This is a genomic window from Micromonospora sp. CNZ285, assembly GCF_004637285.1.
In genome coordinates this window covers 597,292-610,799 of sequence record NZ_SPQD01000001.1, presented here as the reverse complement: position 1 = coordinate 610,799, position 13,508 = coordinate 597,292, and the positions used below count along the sequence as shown (strand labels likewise).

Annotated in this window: 16 protein-coding genes; 6 read left to right on the top strand and 10 right to left on the bottom strand. The window is 74.8% G+C overall.

The window, feature by feature from the left end:
* Window positions 1–27: 27 nt before the first annotated feature.
* The 6 genes from CLT75_RS02840 to CLT75_RS02815 all read right to left on the bottom strand — a co-directional run bounded on the left by CLT75_RS02840 (window position 28) and on the right by CLT75_RS02815 (window position 3,828).
* Entirely contained in the window at window positions 28–300 is a 273-nt protein-coding gene (locus CLT75_RS02840) for a DUF4235 domain-containing protein (RefSeq protein ID WP_013285416.1), read from the bottom strand.
* A complete protein-coding gene (locus tag CLT75_RS02835) occupies window positions 297–638 on the bottom strand; it encodes a DUF3618 domain-containing protein (protein ID WP_013285415.1) in 342 nt (113 codons plus the stop codon). The genes CLT75_RS02840 and CLT75_RS02835 overlap by 4 nt, the downstream gene beginning before the upstream one ends.
* A complete protein-coding gene (locus tag CLT75_RS02830; RefSeq protein ID WP_013474843.1) occupies window positions 635–1,069 on the bottom strand; it encodes a phage holin family protein in 435 nt (144 codons plus the stop codon). The genes CLT75_RS02835 and CLT75_RS02830 overlap by 4 nt, the downstream gene beginning before the upstream one ends.
* Window positions 1,070–1,308: 239 nt before the next feature.
* Window positions 1,309–2,505 carry a mechanosensitive ion channel family protein gene (locus CLT75_RS02825; protein ID WP_135239353.1) on the bottom strand — a complete coding sequence of 399 codons (1,197 nt, stop codon included), beginning with the start codon at window positions 2,503–2,505 and terminating at the stop codon, window positions 1,309–1,311.
* A 76-nt stretch (window positions 2,506–2,581) separates the two neighbouring features.
* A complete protein-coding gene (locus CLT75_RS02820) occupies window positions 2,582–3,403 on the bottom strand; it encodes a DUF1206 domain-containing protein (protein ID WP_135239352.1) in 822 nt (273 codons plus the stop codon).
* Between the two features lie 65 nt (window positions 3,404–3,468).
* Complete coding sequence (locus tag CLT75_RS02815; RefSeq protein ID WP_135239351.1) at window positions 3,469–3,828, bottom strand: hypothetical protein; 360 nt, start codon at window positions 3,826–3,828, stop codon at window positions 3,469–3,471.
* Between the two features lie 98 nt (window positions 3,829–3,926).
* Between CLT75_RS02815 and CLT75_RS02810 the strand changes: the two genes are divergently transcribed.
* Window positions 3,927–5,153, top strand: coding sequence for a cysteine desulfurase-like protein (locus CLT75_RS02810; protein WP_135239350.1), 1,227 nt, complete (start codon window positions 3,927–3,929; stop codon window positions 5,151–5,153).
* Window positions 5,150–5,437, top strand: coding sequence for a GNAT family N-acetyltransferase (locus CLT75_RS02805; protein WP_135239349.1), 288 nt, complete (start codon window positions 5,150–5,152; stop codon window positions 5,435–5,437). Before CLT75_RS02810 ends, CLT75_RS02805 begins: the two co-directional genes overlap by 4 nt.
* Before the next feature lie 45 nt (window positions 5,438–5,482).
* On the opposite strand, the gene CLT75_RS02800 is transcribed toward CLT75_RS02805, so the two are convergent.
* Complete coding sequence (locus tag CLT75_RS02800; protein ID WP_135239348.1) at window positions 5,483–6,982, bottom strand: glycoside hydrolase family 3 N-terminal domain-containing protein; 1,500 nt, start codon at window positions 6,980–6,982, stop codon at window positions 5,483–5,485.
* A 140-nt stretch (window positions 6,983–7,122) separates the two neighbouring features.
* Here CLT75_RS02800 and CLT75_RS32995 point away from each other — a divergent pair, with 140 nt between their 5' ends.
* From CLT75_RS32995 to CLT75_RS02785, 4 genes are all read left to right on the top strand, one after another.
* Window positions 7,123–7,245 carry a hypothetical protein gene (locus CLT75_RS32995; protein ID WP_318333417.1) on the top strand — a complete coding sequence of 41 codons (123 nt, stop codon included), beginning with the start codon at window positions 7,123–7,125 and terminating at the stop codon, window positions 7,243–7,245.
* Window positions 7,246–7,312: 67 nt separating this feature from the next.
* Window positions 7,313–8,944 (top strand): RecQ family ATP-dependent DNA helicase, encoded by a 1,632-nt coding sequence (locus CLT75_RS02795; RefSeq protein WP_135239347.1) that lies wholly within the window; start codon window positions 7,313–7,315, stop codon window positions 8,942–8,944.
* A gap of 63 nt (window positions 8,945–9,007) precedes the next feature.
* Window positions 9,008–9,511: a hypothetical protein gene (locus CLT75_RS02790; RefSeq protein ID WP_135239346.1), complete on the top strand. Its 504-nt coding sequence runs from the start codon at window positions 9,008–9,010 to the stop codon at window positions 9,509–9,511.
* Between the two features lie 124 nt (window positions 9,512–9,635).
* Window positions 9,636–10,679 carry an AraC-like ligand-binding domain-containing protein gene (locus CLT75_RS02785; RefSeq protein WP_135239345.1) on the top strand — a complete coding sequence of 348 codons (1,044 nt, stop codon included), beginning with the start codon at window positions 9,636–9,638 and terminating at the stop codon, window positions 10,677–10,679.
* Between the two features lie 174 nt (window positions 10,680–10,853).
* On the opposite strand, the gene CLT75_RS02780 is transcribed toward CLT75_RS02785, so the two are convergent.
* The 3 genes from CLT75_RS02780 to CLT75_RS02770 are packed head-to-tail and all read right to left on the bottom strand — an operon-like array spanning window position 10,854 to window position 13,484.
* The gene (locus tag CLT75_RS02780; protein WP_135239344.1) at window positions 10,854–11,843 is read right to left on the bottom strand and encodes a DNA topoisomerase IB; all 990 of its coding nucleotides are present in this window, start codon (window positions 11,841–11,843) and stop codon (window positions 10,854–10,856) included.
* Window positions 11,827–12,786, bottom strand: coding sequence for a glycosyltransferase family 9 protein (locus CLT75_RS02775; protein WP_135239343.1), 960 nt, complete (start codon window positions 12,784–12,786; stop codon window positions 11,827–11,829). Before CLT75_RS02775 ends, CLT75_RS02780 begins: the two co-directional genes overlap by 17 nt.
* Window positions 12,783–13,484 carry an SDR family oxidoreductase gene (locus tag CLT75_RS02770; protein WP_135239342.1) on the bottom strand — a complete coding sequence of 234 codons (702 nt, stop codon included), beginning with the start codon at window positions 13,482–13,484 and terminating at the stop codon, window positions 12,783–12,785. The genes CLT75_RS02775 and CLT75_RS02770 overlap by 4 nt, the downstream gene beginning before the upstream one ends.
* Window positions 13,485–13,508 lie beyond the last annotated feature (24 nt).

Here is a 13,508-nt window from a genome sequence, read left to right as displayed (position 1 = left end):
GGGAAAGGGGCCTTTCCGGCCTTTTCGTCAGTCCGGCCAGCGACCGGTCAGCCGGCGTACACCCACTGCCCCGCCCCGGTCGACGGCGGCCCGCACCACCGAGAAGATGGCCCCCTGCAGGGCCGCGGCGGCCAGCACCTCGCCCCAGCGGCGGTCCTCGTCGGTGGCGCTCGGCGCCTCGCCGTCGCCCGCCGTCACCTTCCAGACCTGACGGAAGATCGCCCCGGCGACGGCACCGGCGGCCAAGCCGAGCAGCACCCCCACCGGCTTGTACGCCGCCTTGCCGACCCTGCCGCTCACCTGCGCCTCCCTCGGACGATCACCAGCACCACCGCGGTCACCAGCGCGCCGGCCGCGATGGCCGCCCACGGCAACGGGTTGCGCCCGACCGCCTCACCCTTCTCGTACGCCTGCGCCCGGACCAGCCGGGCCCGCTCCGCCGCCCGCCCGCGCACCCGGGCCGCGGTCAGCGACGCCTGCTCGCGCATCCGCGCCTTCGCCGCCTCGGCGGAGTGCCGTACCAGCGCCTTCGGATCGGCCCTGGCCGCGAGCAGCTCCATCGTCTCACCGAGCTCCACCCGGGTCCGGCGGATCTCCTCCCGGAGCGCCGCCACGTCCCCGGTCCCGTTACCGGTCATGCCCGCCTCCCGTCCTTCACCGCGGCGGTGACCGTGTCGACGTCCGCCCGCACGCTGCGGACCGCCGCCTCAGGCACCGGCGGGACGGCACGGCTGACCTGCTTCTTGCCCACCAGCGCCAGGATCCCGGCGAGCAGGAACAGCGCCACCGCCACGATCAGGGCGGCCAGCCACGCCGGCATGACAAGCGCCAGCAGCAGGATCACGGTGGCGACCAGGGCGCCCGCGCCGTAGAGCGCCATCACCCCGCCGCCGCCGAACAGACCGATCCCGATCCCGGCGTGCTTGCCCTTCTGGGTCAGCTCCGCACGGGCCAGGGCCAGCTCGTCTCGCACCAGGCGGGTGACCTGCTCGGTGGCGCGCTGTACCAGTTCGGCGGTGGACGGCTCGCTCCCGGTCCGCGACGTGCTGCGACTCGCGACGTCAGCCATGCTGTCCTCCTTTCGTCATCACCGCGCTGTATGCCCGGAGTCGCCGCCCGTCAATCCTGCGCGGAGCGGCCGGTCCGCCCGGCCGCGTGCCGCCGGAACCCGGTGCCGGGCACCGGATCCGGGGCGTGCGCACCACGTCCCCCGCTACCGCCCGGCCAAACCCGTCCGGCCGGAAAGCCGCCCGTACGCGGGAACCCCCGGCGCCGTGGGCGGCCGGGGGTTCCGATCGGGGTACGGGGTCAGCGACGCGCCTCGGCGTGCTCCTCCCGGCCCACGAACACCTCGCTGCGGGCCTCGCCGTCGTCGCTGCCGCCGAAGACACGCGCGTCGTCGGGCGCCTCGGTGCCGACCTGGCGGCGTACCGGGCGGCGCGGCTGCACCGCCTGCCAGGGCAGCGGGCCAGTGACCTCGCCGACCTCGGCGCGCAGCCGGGGCAGGGCGGTCGGGCGCTGGTCGCGTACCCAGGTCACCAGGTGCTCGCGGACCAGGCACCGCAGGTCCCAAAGGCTGCCCGCGTCGGCGGCGCTGACCAGCGCGCGGACCTTGACCATGCCGCCGGTCGCGTCGGTCACCTGGAGCACGCAGACCCGGCCGTCCCACAGCTCGGTGCCCTCGCACAGGCGGCGCAGCTCCTCCCGCATCGCCTGCACCGGGACGGCCCAGTCCAGCTCGAACTCGGCGGTGCCAAGCACCGCCGCCTCGGTCCGGGTCCAGTTCTGGAACGGCCGGCTGGTGAAGTACGAGGTGGGCAGGATCAGCCGGCGGTCGTCCCAGATCTGCACCACCACGTAGCTGAGCGTCAGCTCCTCGATCCGGCCCCACTCCCCCTCGACCACCACCACGTCGTCCAGGCGTACCGCGTCGCTGAACGCGAGCTGGAGACCGGCGAAGACGTTGGCGAGCAGGCTCTGCGCGGCCAGCGCGGCGACCGCGGCGATCACACCGGCGGAGGTCAGCACGCCGGCGCCGACGCCGCGTACGGCCGGGAACGTCATCAGCATCACGCCGACCGTGAGGATCACGATCACCGCGATGGTGAGCCGGCGCAGCAGCACCACCTGGGTCCGCACCCGGCGGGCGTGCCTGTTGTTCGGCACGTCGACCCGGAACCGGGCCAGCGCGGTGTCCTCCGCCACCACCAGCAGCGAGGCCACCAGCCAGGCGGTGGCGGCGATCGTCGCGAGCACCAGCGTGTGCAGGACGAACTGCCGCCACGGGCTGCCGACCGCGTACGCGGTGGTGAACCGGACCGCGAACTGCACCGCGGCCACGGTGAGGGCGAGCTGGAACGCGCGGTGCGCGTGCTCGGTCAGCTCGGTCATCAGCAGCGAGCGGCGGCCGAGGCGGCGGATGACGCGGTGCACCACCTGGGCCAGCACCAACGCGATCGCCGCCGCGGCGAGCGCGGCGGCGACTGTCACGACGTAACTCTGCACGAACTCTCTCTCCTCCGACCGGGCGGGAATCGGGCAAAGGCCCAATGGTGCCCGGCGGCCCGGGTATCGACCAGGATCAGACCTTGCGGTACCGGGACTGGAAGAAGCAGTAGACACCGAACGCGGCGATGCCGAGCGCCATGAGCGCCAGCAGCCACGGCCCGTACGACTGGTCGCGCAGCGTCCGCAGGGCGGCGTCCAGGCCACGCGCCTTCTCCGGGTCGTAGTTCACCGCGGCGACGACGACAAGCACGCCGGCGATGGCGAACACGGCGCCTCGGGAGGCGTACCCGGCCATGCCGAGCCGACGGGTGAGCTGGTGGGTCTTCGGGCTCATCTCGCCGGTCTTGAGGTTGCGCTCGAACTTCTTCTTCAGGCCGTAGATCACCATGCCGACGCCGAGCGCGGCGAGCGCGAGCCCGGCCAGCCCGACCAGCCACCGGCCGCCGTCGGAGGCCATCAGCTTCTCGGAGAGCTGCTGCTGCTGGTCGGAGGCGTTGGAGCTGGCGTCCTGGAAGACCTTGATCGCGGTCCAGCCCAGCCAGACGAACACGACGACCCGGACCACCGAGGCGATCCGTTCGAACAGTCGTTCCTTGCCGGTCTTGGAGACGTGGCCGGAGATCGCCTCGAAAGCCTGCCAGATCGCCATGGCGAACAGGCCGACCGCCATCGCGATCAGGAGGAACTTCCCGAGCGGCTGTTCACCGAGGGTGCGCAGCGCGCCGTTCTGGTTACCCTCCTCGCCCGAGTTCCCGAAGGCGATCTGCAGCGCCAGCCAGGCGAGGAGCAGGTGCACGATTCCATATTCGATGAAGCCGCCACGGGTCAACAGTTCGAGCCACCGGCTGTTTCGAGCCTGGGCGGCGGTGGCTCCGGCGTTCCGGGTGAGAGACATGAGCCCTCAATCTCCCGGCGGGCGATTTTCCAAACGTCGCCGCCCGCCGGGACGGCCGAAACCGATCAGGCGCTCAGGTCGCGGGCGACCCGCACCACCACCTGCTGGTCGTCGACGCTGTCCAGGCTGACCTGGAAGCCGGCGACCTCGGTGGCCTGCTGGCCCACGGTGAGCGAGAGCTGTTCCCCGGCGACCTCGACGGTCACCTGGTCGCCCTGGGCGCCGATCAGCTTCGCCTCGACGCCGAGGATCCGGGCGCTGGCCTCCACGCCGCGGTCGAAGGTGATCGTGCAGGCGTCCAGGCCGCAGTCGGTCTCGGCGCCTTCGGAGCTGCATCCGGCGAGCAGTGCGGCGCCGAGGGCGAGACCGGCGAGCAGACCGGCGGCGCGGCGGGCGGGGGCGGGGGTGGCGCGTCGGATCGTCACCCGTCCAAGGATAGGCGGCCCGTTCCACAGCGACCGAGCACGCGGGTGCGCCCGGCCACGCCGGGCGGGGTGTCCGGGGTGCGCGCTAGGGTGCCGGAATGGCTTTCGACGTCGCCCGGGTCCGGGCCGCCTACCCTGCCCTGAGCGAGGGATTCGCCCACTTCGACGGCGCCGGGGGCACCCAGACCGCCGCCGCTGTCGTCGAGGCGGTGGCCGGGGCGATGCGCGCCGCGACGGGCAACCGCAGCACCGCCTTCCGGCCCGGGCGCCGGGCGCTGGACCTGGTCGCCGGGGCGCGGGCGGCGGTCGCCGACCTGCTCGGCGCGCAGCCGTCGGGCGTGGTGCTCGGGCCGAGCGCGACAGCGCTGACGTACACGCTGGCCCGGACGCTCGGCGCCGGCTGGCGTCCGGGCGACGAGGTGGTGGTCTCCCGCCTGGACCACGACGCGAACGTCCGCCCGTGGGTGCAGGCCGCGCAGGCGTCCGGCGCCACGGTGCGCTGGGCCGAGTTCGACCCGGCGACCGGTGAGCTGCCCGCCGGCCAGTACGCCGACCTGGTCACCGACCGGACCCGGCTGGTGGCGGTGACCGCCGGCAGCAACGCGATCGGCACCGTGCCGGACGTGGCGGCGATCGCCAAGACCGCGCACGCCGCCGGCGCGCTGATGTGCGTGGACGGCGTGCACTCGGTGCCGCACGGCCCGACCGACCTGGCCTCGCTCGGCGCGGACTTCCTGGTGACCAGCGCGTACAAGTGGTCCGGGCCGCACCTGGCGGCGATGGTCGCCGACCCGGCGCGCTGGGAGGTGCTGCGCCCGGCGAAGCTCGTGCCCTCCGCCGACGCGGTGCCGGACCGGTTCGAGTACGGCACGCCGAGCTTCCCGCTGCTGGCCGGCGTGACCGCCGCGGTGGACCACCTGGCCGGCCTGGACCCGGACGCGACCGGCGACCGGCGGGAGCGGGTACGCGCCGGGCTGGCCGCCGCGCAGGCGCACGAGGAGGCGGTCTTCGACGGGCTGCTCGCCGGGCTGGCCGACCGCCCGTTCGTGACCGTGTACGGCGCACCGGCGCGGCGCTGCCCGACGGTATCGTTCCGGGTGGCCGGAGCTACCCCGGCGCAGATCGCGGCGGCGCTGGGCGAGGCGGGCCTGTGCCTGTCGCACGGCGACTACTACGCCTATGAGTACTTCGAGGGCATGGGCCTGCGGGGCAGCGGCGGCGCGGTGCGGGCGAGCGTCTACCACTACAACACCGTCGACGAGGTGGACCGGCTGCTGGCCGAACTGGACCGGCTGGCCGGGCCCGGAGGGAGAATGATCCGGTGAGTTTTCTGGTCGAGGAGAACGCCGCGAAGCGCCGTTTCGAGATCCTGGTGGACGACGCGCTGGCCGGGTTCACCGCGTACACGCCCCGGGGCGAGACGCTCGTCTTCACGCACACCGAGGTCGACGACCGGTTCCAGGGTCAGGGCGTCGGGGCCGCGCTGGTCCGGGGCGCGCTGGACCAGGTCCGCGCCCGGGGCGGCCGGATCGTGCCGCAGTGCCCGTTCGTGACCTCGTTCATCGAGCGCCACCCGGAGTACGCCGACCTGGTGGCCGACAAGCCGTGAGGCCCGGCCCGGCCGGGGGACCTCCCCACCCGGCCGGACCGGGAGTCAGCGCGCCCCGGTCAGCACCTCGGCGGCGGCCCGCGCCGCGGCGGCGGTGGCGCCGTGGGTGGCCAGGTGCACCGCGCCGGTGACCAGCTCGGGCACGCCCAGCTCGACCACCACCGCGTCGGGGCGGGCGGCGAGCGCCCGGCGCACCGCGTCCCGCATCCAGTCGTGGCGGTGCAGGTCGCGCACCACGAGCACCAGCGGCCGGCCGGCGGGCGCCGCGCCCGGGTCGGCCGGTACGGCGTCGGCGGCGTAGCGGGCGGTGGTGGTGCCCGGGGCCAGGTGGGCCAGCGGCGCGGCGATGCCCCACGGCGTCTCCTCGCCGATGGCGATGTTGCGCGGCGGCGCGAACTCCACCACGTGCGCCGGACCGGTCAGCGGCAGCAGTGCGGCGTCGCCGGTGACCCGTACCGCGCGGCGGGCGGCGGCGAGCCCGATCGGTGAGCCGTCGGCGGACGGCTGGCCGGCGACCCGGCGGGCGCGGGCGGCGACGCTCCACGCGGCGAGCTGACCGACGCGCTTGGCCGCCTCGGCGAGCCGCTCCTCGGGCAATTCCCCGCTGATCACCGCAGCCACGATCGCGTCACGCAGCTCGCGGGCGTCGGCCTCGGTGGCCCGTTCCCCGCCCACGCAGATCGCGTCCGCGCCGGCCACGAGCGCGCGCACCGCGGCGCCGGTGAAGCCGTACCGGTCGGCGACCGCGCGCATCTCCACCGCGTCGGTGACCACCACGCCGCCGAAGCCCATCTCCTCGCGCAGCAGGCCGCCGAGCACGCGCGGGCTGAGCGTGGCGGGCAGTTCCGGGTCCAGCGCCGGCACCAGCAGGTGGCCGGTCATCACCGCCTGCGCCCCGGCCGCCACGGCGGCGCGGAACGGGGCCAGCTCGACCGCGTCGAGGCGGGCCCGGTCGCCGCCGATGCGGGGCAGGTCGTGGTGCGAGTCGACACGGGTGTCGCCGTGCCCGGGGAAGTGCTTGGCGCAGGCGGCGACGCCGCCGGCCTGGAGGCCGCGTACCCAGGCGGCGGTGTGCCGGGCGACCAGGTCCGGGTCGGCGCCGAAGGAGCGCACCCCGATGACCGGGTTGGCCGGGTTGGAGTTGACGTCGGCGTCCGGGGCGTAGTCGAGCGTGACGCCGACGGCCGCGAGTTCGGCGCCCAGGTCGCGGGCGACCTCCTCGGTCAGCGCCGGGTCGTCGACAGCGCCGAGCGCGTAGTTGCCGGGACGGGAGCTGCCCCGGGCGGACTCGATCCGGGTGACGTCGCCGGCCTCCTCGTCGATCGCCACGATGACGTCCGGCCGCTCGGCGCGCAGGTTCGCGGTGAGCGTGGCGACCTGCTCGTGGTCGACGACGTTGCGGGCGAACAGGACCACCGAGCCGAGGCCCTCGCCGAGCCAGCGGCACACCCACGGCGGCGGTGTCGTGCCGACGAACCCCGGTTGCAGGACGGCGGCGGCGAGCGCCGCCAGGTCTCCGGTCGATCCCTCGGTCCGCTCGCTCATGTGCTGTCGTACCCCCGTCTCCCCCACGGACCCGCCGGGGCCGGCGGGTGCTGACATGGTCACACCGCGCAGCTAAATAGTCAACAATCCTTACTGTTAGCCGCTGGCGTCCCCCGGACCTCGCGTGGGAGAGTTCCCACATGTCCGTTCTGCCGCTCGCCGACGCCACCAGCGCCGCCGACATCCCCGGCGTACGCCTGCTCGGCCTGGTGGTCGGCGGCCTGTTCCTGCTGATCGCGATCCGGGCCATGTTCCGCCGCTGATCCGCGCCGGGCGGTGAGCGGCGGCGCCGGTTTCGCGCGGGATCGCCGGGGGTAGCTGAGGCGCTTGATGAAACTGACCACGCACTCCTCCAGCCTGCGCCGGGCGGCGCGGAACCTGTTCGGCTGGACCGCGCTGCGGCCCAACCAGCTCGCCGCCATGCGCGCCGTGATGAAGCGCCGCGACGCCCTCGTGGTGCTGCCCACCGGCGCCGGCAAGTCGGCGATCTACCAGATCCCGGCCAGCCTGATCCCCGGCCCGACGGTGGTGATCTCCCCGCTGCTGGCGTTGCAGCAGGACCAGATCGCCGCGCTCAACGAACGGCAGCGCCCGGAGCTGCGCGCGGTGCGGATCAGCTCGGACGAGAGCGCCGCCCAGCAGGCCGAGGCGATCGAGGACATCCGGGCCGGGCGCGCGGAGTTCCTGTTCATCACGCCGGAGGCGCTGAGCAACCCGGACCGGCTCGCCGAGGTCCGCGAGCTGAAGCCGGCGCTGGTGGCGATCGACGAGGCGCACTGCATCTCCGCGTGGGGCCACGACTTCCGGCCGGACTATCTGGCGCTCGGTCACCTGATCGACGGCTTGGGCCGCCCGCCGGTGGTGGCGCTCACCGCGACCGCCTCCCCGCCGGTACGCGACGACATCATCGCCCGGCTGCGGCTGCGCGAGCCGGAGGTGGTGGTCTCCGGGCTGGACCGGCCCAACCTCTTCCTGGAGGTGGCCCACTGCCCGACCGACGACTACCGGTGGCGGCGGCTGCTCGCGCTGCTGCGCGACGACGAGCGGCCCGGCATCATCTACGTGCCCACCCGGCGGGCGGCCGAGGAGCTGGCCGAGCGGCTCACCGGCGCCGGCTTCCCGGCCGAGTTCTACCACGGCGGCATGCCCACCGCGGCCCGGCACGAGCTGCACGAGGCGTTCCTCGCCGACCGGGTGCCGATCATGGTGGCCACATCGGCGTTCGGCATGGGCATCGACAAGCCGAACATCGCCTGGGTGGTGCACATGGCGCTGCCCGACTCGCCGGACAGCTACTTCCAGGAGATCGGCCGGGCCGGGCGCGACGGCTCGCCGGCCCGGGTGCTGCTGCTGTGGCGCGCCGAGGACGTCGGCCTCCAGCGCTACTTCAGCGGCGGCCTGCCGGACGAGAAGGAACTGACCGAACTCGCCGCGGTGCTGCGCGGCAAGGCCCGCAACCGCAAGGAGCTGCGCGAGCTGACCGGCCTCGGTCCGCGCAAGATGGGGCAGTACCTGTCCCTGCTGGAGCAGGTCGGCGCCGCCGAGCCACGCGCCAGGCAGCGCATCGGCGCGCCCCGGTACGCCCCGGCGGCCGCCGAGTCGGGCCGGGCCGCGCTGGCCGAGGCGGAACGGCAGCAGACGGTGACCCGCTCGCGTACCGACATGATGCGCGCGTTCGCCGAGACCACCGGCTGCCGGGGCCAGGCCCTGCTGGCGTACTTCGGTGAGCAGATGAACGAGGTCTGCGGGCACTGCGACAACTGCCACGCGGGCACCAGCGTCGCCGGTGACGGCGCGGTCGGACCGTTCCCGGTGCACAGCCAGGTGCGCCACCCGGAGTGGGGCGCCGGCCTGGTGCTCAGCTACGAGGAGGACCGGATGACGGTGCTCTTCGACGAGGTGGGCTACAAGACGCTGTCCGTGCGCGTGGTGTCCGAACAGGGCCTGCTGGAGCTGGACTAGCCTGACCCGGGCGCCGCGGGGGCGCCCGTCGACAACGACGACCACGGCGAAAGGGGCCTGATCGTGATCGAGCAGCCGGCGTACACCCGGTTCGGCGTCTCCGACGAGGAGTGGGGGCTGCTGGTGGGGCTGCCGCAGTCGGTCCTCACCGCGGCGGCCGCCGCCGAGTCCGACGGCACCCGCCGCACCATGGCGGAGAACGCCGCCGGGCTGGAGACCATCGCCGCCGGCCGCGAGTCGGCCAGCCCGCTGGTCGCCGCGGTGGCCGGTGAGGTCGTCGACCGCGTCGGCGACCCGGAGACCGGCGCGGAGCTGCCGGTGATCACGCCGCAGGACCCGAAGGCGATGATCGAGGACGTGCTGGCCCGGGCCGGGCAGGCGTCCGCGCTGCTCACCGCGCGGGTGGACGAGGGGCAGGCCGGGGCGTACCGGCACTGGCTGGTGGAGATCGCCGAGCAGGTGGTGGGCGCGGCCTCCACCGGCGGCATCCTGGGCCTGGGCGGCGACGCGGTGACCGATTCCGAGCGCCGTTTCCGGGACCGGCTGTCCCAGGTGCTGAACGACTGAACGGACTCCTAACAGAAGGTTAGCAGATCCGTCAATGACGGACGTCACGCCCCACGGGTGTCGCTTTTCGACCCCGTGGGGCGTCCTGCTTAGAGCAGGAGTGGCGAGCCACGGGGGATCGTTGATGGACGGGAAGCTGCGACGTCAGGTGTTCGACACGGAGGCGCTGCCGCCGCCGGAGCGGTTCGGCATGTGGCTCGACATGATGGCGGGCACGCCGACGCCCCTGCGGGTGCACAGCGCGCACGCCGACGACTTCGTCGCCCGGGCCGAGTTCATCGACCTGGGCCGGATGCAGCTCATCCGCTACCGCTACCCGTCGGTGGACTGCGTGCGCACCTCGAAGCTGATCCAGCGCTCCGACCCCGACTACTACCTGCTCGCGCTGACGCTCACCGGGACCAGCCAGGCCGACCAGGCGGGGCAGCGCGCCTGCTGCCGCCCCGGCGACCTCACCTTCTACGACTGCTCCCGCCCGCACGAGGTCAGCCACCACGCCGACACCGGCGGGCCGGCGTACGCCCGCTCGATCGTGGCGCTGATGCCGTACGACGCGCTGCCGTTGCCGCCCCGCCGGCTCGCTCCCCTGTTCGCCGGCCGGATGTCCGGCTCCGAGGGCGTCGGCGGGCTGGTCGCCGACTTCCTCATCCGGATCACCGCCCACCCCGAGCAGTACCACGCGGCCGACGCGGAGCGGCTCGGCGCCGTCGGGCTCGACTTGATCGCCACGCTGCTCGGCCGCAACCTGGTGTCCGAGGACGAGGTGCCCACCGAGGTCCGGCGCCGCGCCCTCCAGGCCCAGGTGCGCGCGTACGTGCGCCAGCACCTCGGTGACGCCTCGCTGGACCCGGGCGCGATCGCCGACGCGCACCACATCTCGGTGCGCTCGCTGCACCGGCTCTTCGAGGACGAGGAGACCACTGTGGCCGCGTACATCAGGGACGAGCGACTGGCCCGGTGCCGCCGCGACCTGGCCGACCCGGCGCTGAGCGACCGCTCGATCCAGGTCATCGCCGCCCGCTGGGGTTTCCGCGACAAGGCGCACTTCAGCCGGGTCTTCCGGGCCGCGCAGGGTGAGACACCGCAGGCGTTCCGGGCCCGTCACCTGGAACCGGCACGGATCGTCAACAGCACGGCATCCGCCGTCAACCTGTCCCGTACATACTGAAACCTGGGCTACCGCTCGCGGTGAGCCCACGGATATCGGGGGGCCGGGCTTGGCGCCCGCGGCGGTCCCGGCCGCGGGCGGCCCCGCCCGGTGATGCTTCCCCGGGACCGCACCGGCGGCCGAGATTTCCGGCCCCGTCGCGCTTCCCCCAGGACCGACGGGGTCGGTCGGCGGTCAGCCGGCCTCCTCCTCCAGCAGCGCCAGCACCGACTTCTCCACCGCCTCGCGCGGCATCTCCGGCTGCACCGGCGCCAGGACCCCGTCGTGGTAGAGGTCGACCACGCGCGGGTCCACGTACGAGGTGCGGGCCACCGTCGGGGTGTTGCCGAGCAGTTCGGCCACCGAACGCATCACCCCGGCCACGGCACGCTTGCGGGCGGTGGCGGAGCGCTGCGGGCCCACGGTGGCCAGTTCGGCGGCGGCCAGCACCGTCGCGTGCCAGGTACGGAAGTCCTTCGCGGTCATCTCGCCGCCGCTGGCGTCGCGCAGGTAGTCGTTCACCTCGTCGCTGCGCACGTCGCGCCAGGAGCGGCCGTCCCAGTAGCCGAACAGCCGTTCCTGGGCGCGGCGGCGACGGCGCAGGTTGAGCAGCACCCGGCAGAGTTCGGCGTCCTCGATCCGGCGAACCTGGTCGATGCCGCCCTTGGCCGGGAACTCGAACACCACGCAGCCGCCCCGGGAGCGGGCGTGCTCGGGGCGCAGCGTGGACACGCCGAACGTCGGGTCGTCCCCGGTGGCGTACTGGTCGCTGCCGACCCGGAACGCGCCCATGTCGAGCAGCCGGGCGACGGTGGCGAGCACGCGCTCCCGGCGCAGGCCGCGCAGCGCCAGGTCGTGCGTGACCCGGTCGCGCAGCGCGGGCAGCCGGTGCGCCACCTCCAGCACGTGGTCGAACTTGGCCTCGTCGCGCTTGCGCCGCCAGCCCGGGTGGTAGAGGTACTGCTTGCGGCCCGCCGCGTCGATGCCGGTGGCCTGGATGTGGCCGTTCGGGTACGGCGAGATCCACACGTCCTGCCAGGCGGGCGGGATCACCAGCTCGCGCAGCCGGGTCAGCTCCCCGGCGTCGCGTACCGGCTCGCCGGCCGGGTCGAGGAACAGCCAGCCCTTGCCGCGGCGCCGGCGCGCGTATCCCGGCCGGCCCGGATCGCTACGCCGCAACCGCACCGGAGACCCGTTCCACGTCGGCCACCGCAGCCACCACCTCGTCGATCCCGATGGCATCCAATGTCGGGTGGGTTCCTACCCCGCCCGACCCGGTCGAATCCGGGTTGACGGGCGTGGGCTCGATCGCACCCAGCGCCCGGTGCCGGGGCCGGTCCGGCGGTGGGCCCCAGTGCGCCGCCGGCACCGGGCCGAACAGCACCACCGAGGCGGTGCCGTAGCCGGTGGCGAGGTGCGCCACGCCGGTGTCCCCGCTGACCACCAGCCGCGCGCCCGCCACGAGCGCGGCCATCTCGGCCAGTCCGGTCCGGCCGGCCAGCACCGCCCCCGGCGGCAGCCCGGCGTCGCGGGCGACCCGCTCGGCCAGCGCCCGCTCGTCCGGCGAGCCGGTGACAGCCACCCGGTGCCCACACGCGGCCAGCTCCCGGGCCAGCCCGGCGAACCGGTCCGCCGGCCAGCGCTTCGCCGGGATCTTGCCGCCCGGGTGCAGCAGCGTCACCCCGGCCGGTACGCCGGTCGCCGCCGGACGCCGCAGCGCCAGGTCCCCCGGGTCGGCCGGCAGCCCGTACGCGTGCAGCAGCCGGCACCAGCGGCGGACCTCGTGCTCGTCGTCGTCCCAGGCCGGGCCGTCCGGGTGGCCGGCGTCCGGGTTGCGGTGGGCGAGCAGCCGGCCGGGGCGGACGGCGGCCAGCGCCCGGTGCGACTGCGGTCCGCGGCCGTGCAGGTTGACCGCCACCTCGGGCGGCGGTCCGGTCCACGCGATCCGGTCCGGCCCGGTGGTGGGCAGCACCCGGTCGACCGCCCCGGTCAGCTCCGCCAGCGGCGCCAGCCAGGCCGGTGCGGCGAGCACCAGCTCCCGGCCCGGCAGGCCGGCGCGCAGGCCACGCAGCGCCGGCACGGCGGTGGCCAGGTCGCCGACCCCGAGCGCGCGCAGCACCAGGATCACGGGTACGAGGACTCCTGCGCGGCGCAGACCACCATCTCGCGTACCGCGCAACCGGCCGGCTGGGACAGCGCGAACATGACCGCGGCGGCGGTGTCGGCGGGCTCGTTGAGCACCGCGTCCGGGCCGGGGCGGTACTGCGCGTCCCGCTCGTCGAAGAACGCGGTCCGCATCCCGCCCGGGATCAGCAGCGTCACCCCGACCGCGCCGGCGAGTTCGGCGGCGAGCGCGCGGGTGAACCCCACCACCCCGAACTTCGCCGCGCAGTACGCGGTCGCGTCGCCGACCGCCTTCACCCCGAGCGTGGAGGCCACGGTGACGATGCTGCCCCGGGACGCCTCCAGCCAGGGCAGCGCGGCCCGGATCACCGCGGCGGTGGCGAGCAGGTCCACCGTGACGATCCGCTCCCAGGTCTCCGCCGGGATGTCGGCCAGCTTCCCGGGGACGTCCATCCCGGCGGCGGTGACCACGGCGTCCAGCCCGCCGGAGCGTTCCGCGAGCTCGCGGGTGGCGGCCTCGGCGGCGCGGGTGTCGGCCAGGTCGCACTCGACCCAGGGCACCCCGTCGGCGGGGCGCTGCCGGTCCAGCACCAGCGGGCGTCCCCCGGCGCGGGCCACCGCGGCGACCACCGCCGCGCCGAGCCCGCTGGAGCCGCCGGTGACCAGGACGGTCGGCCCGGCTCCGGGCGCGCCGGCGCTCACGCCGCCACCGTCGGACCGGCGGGC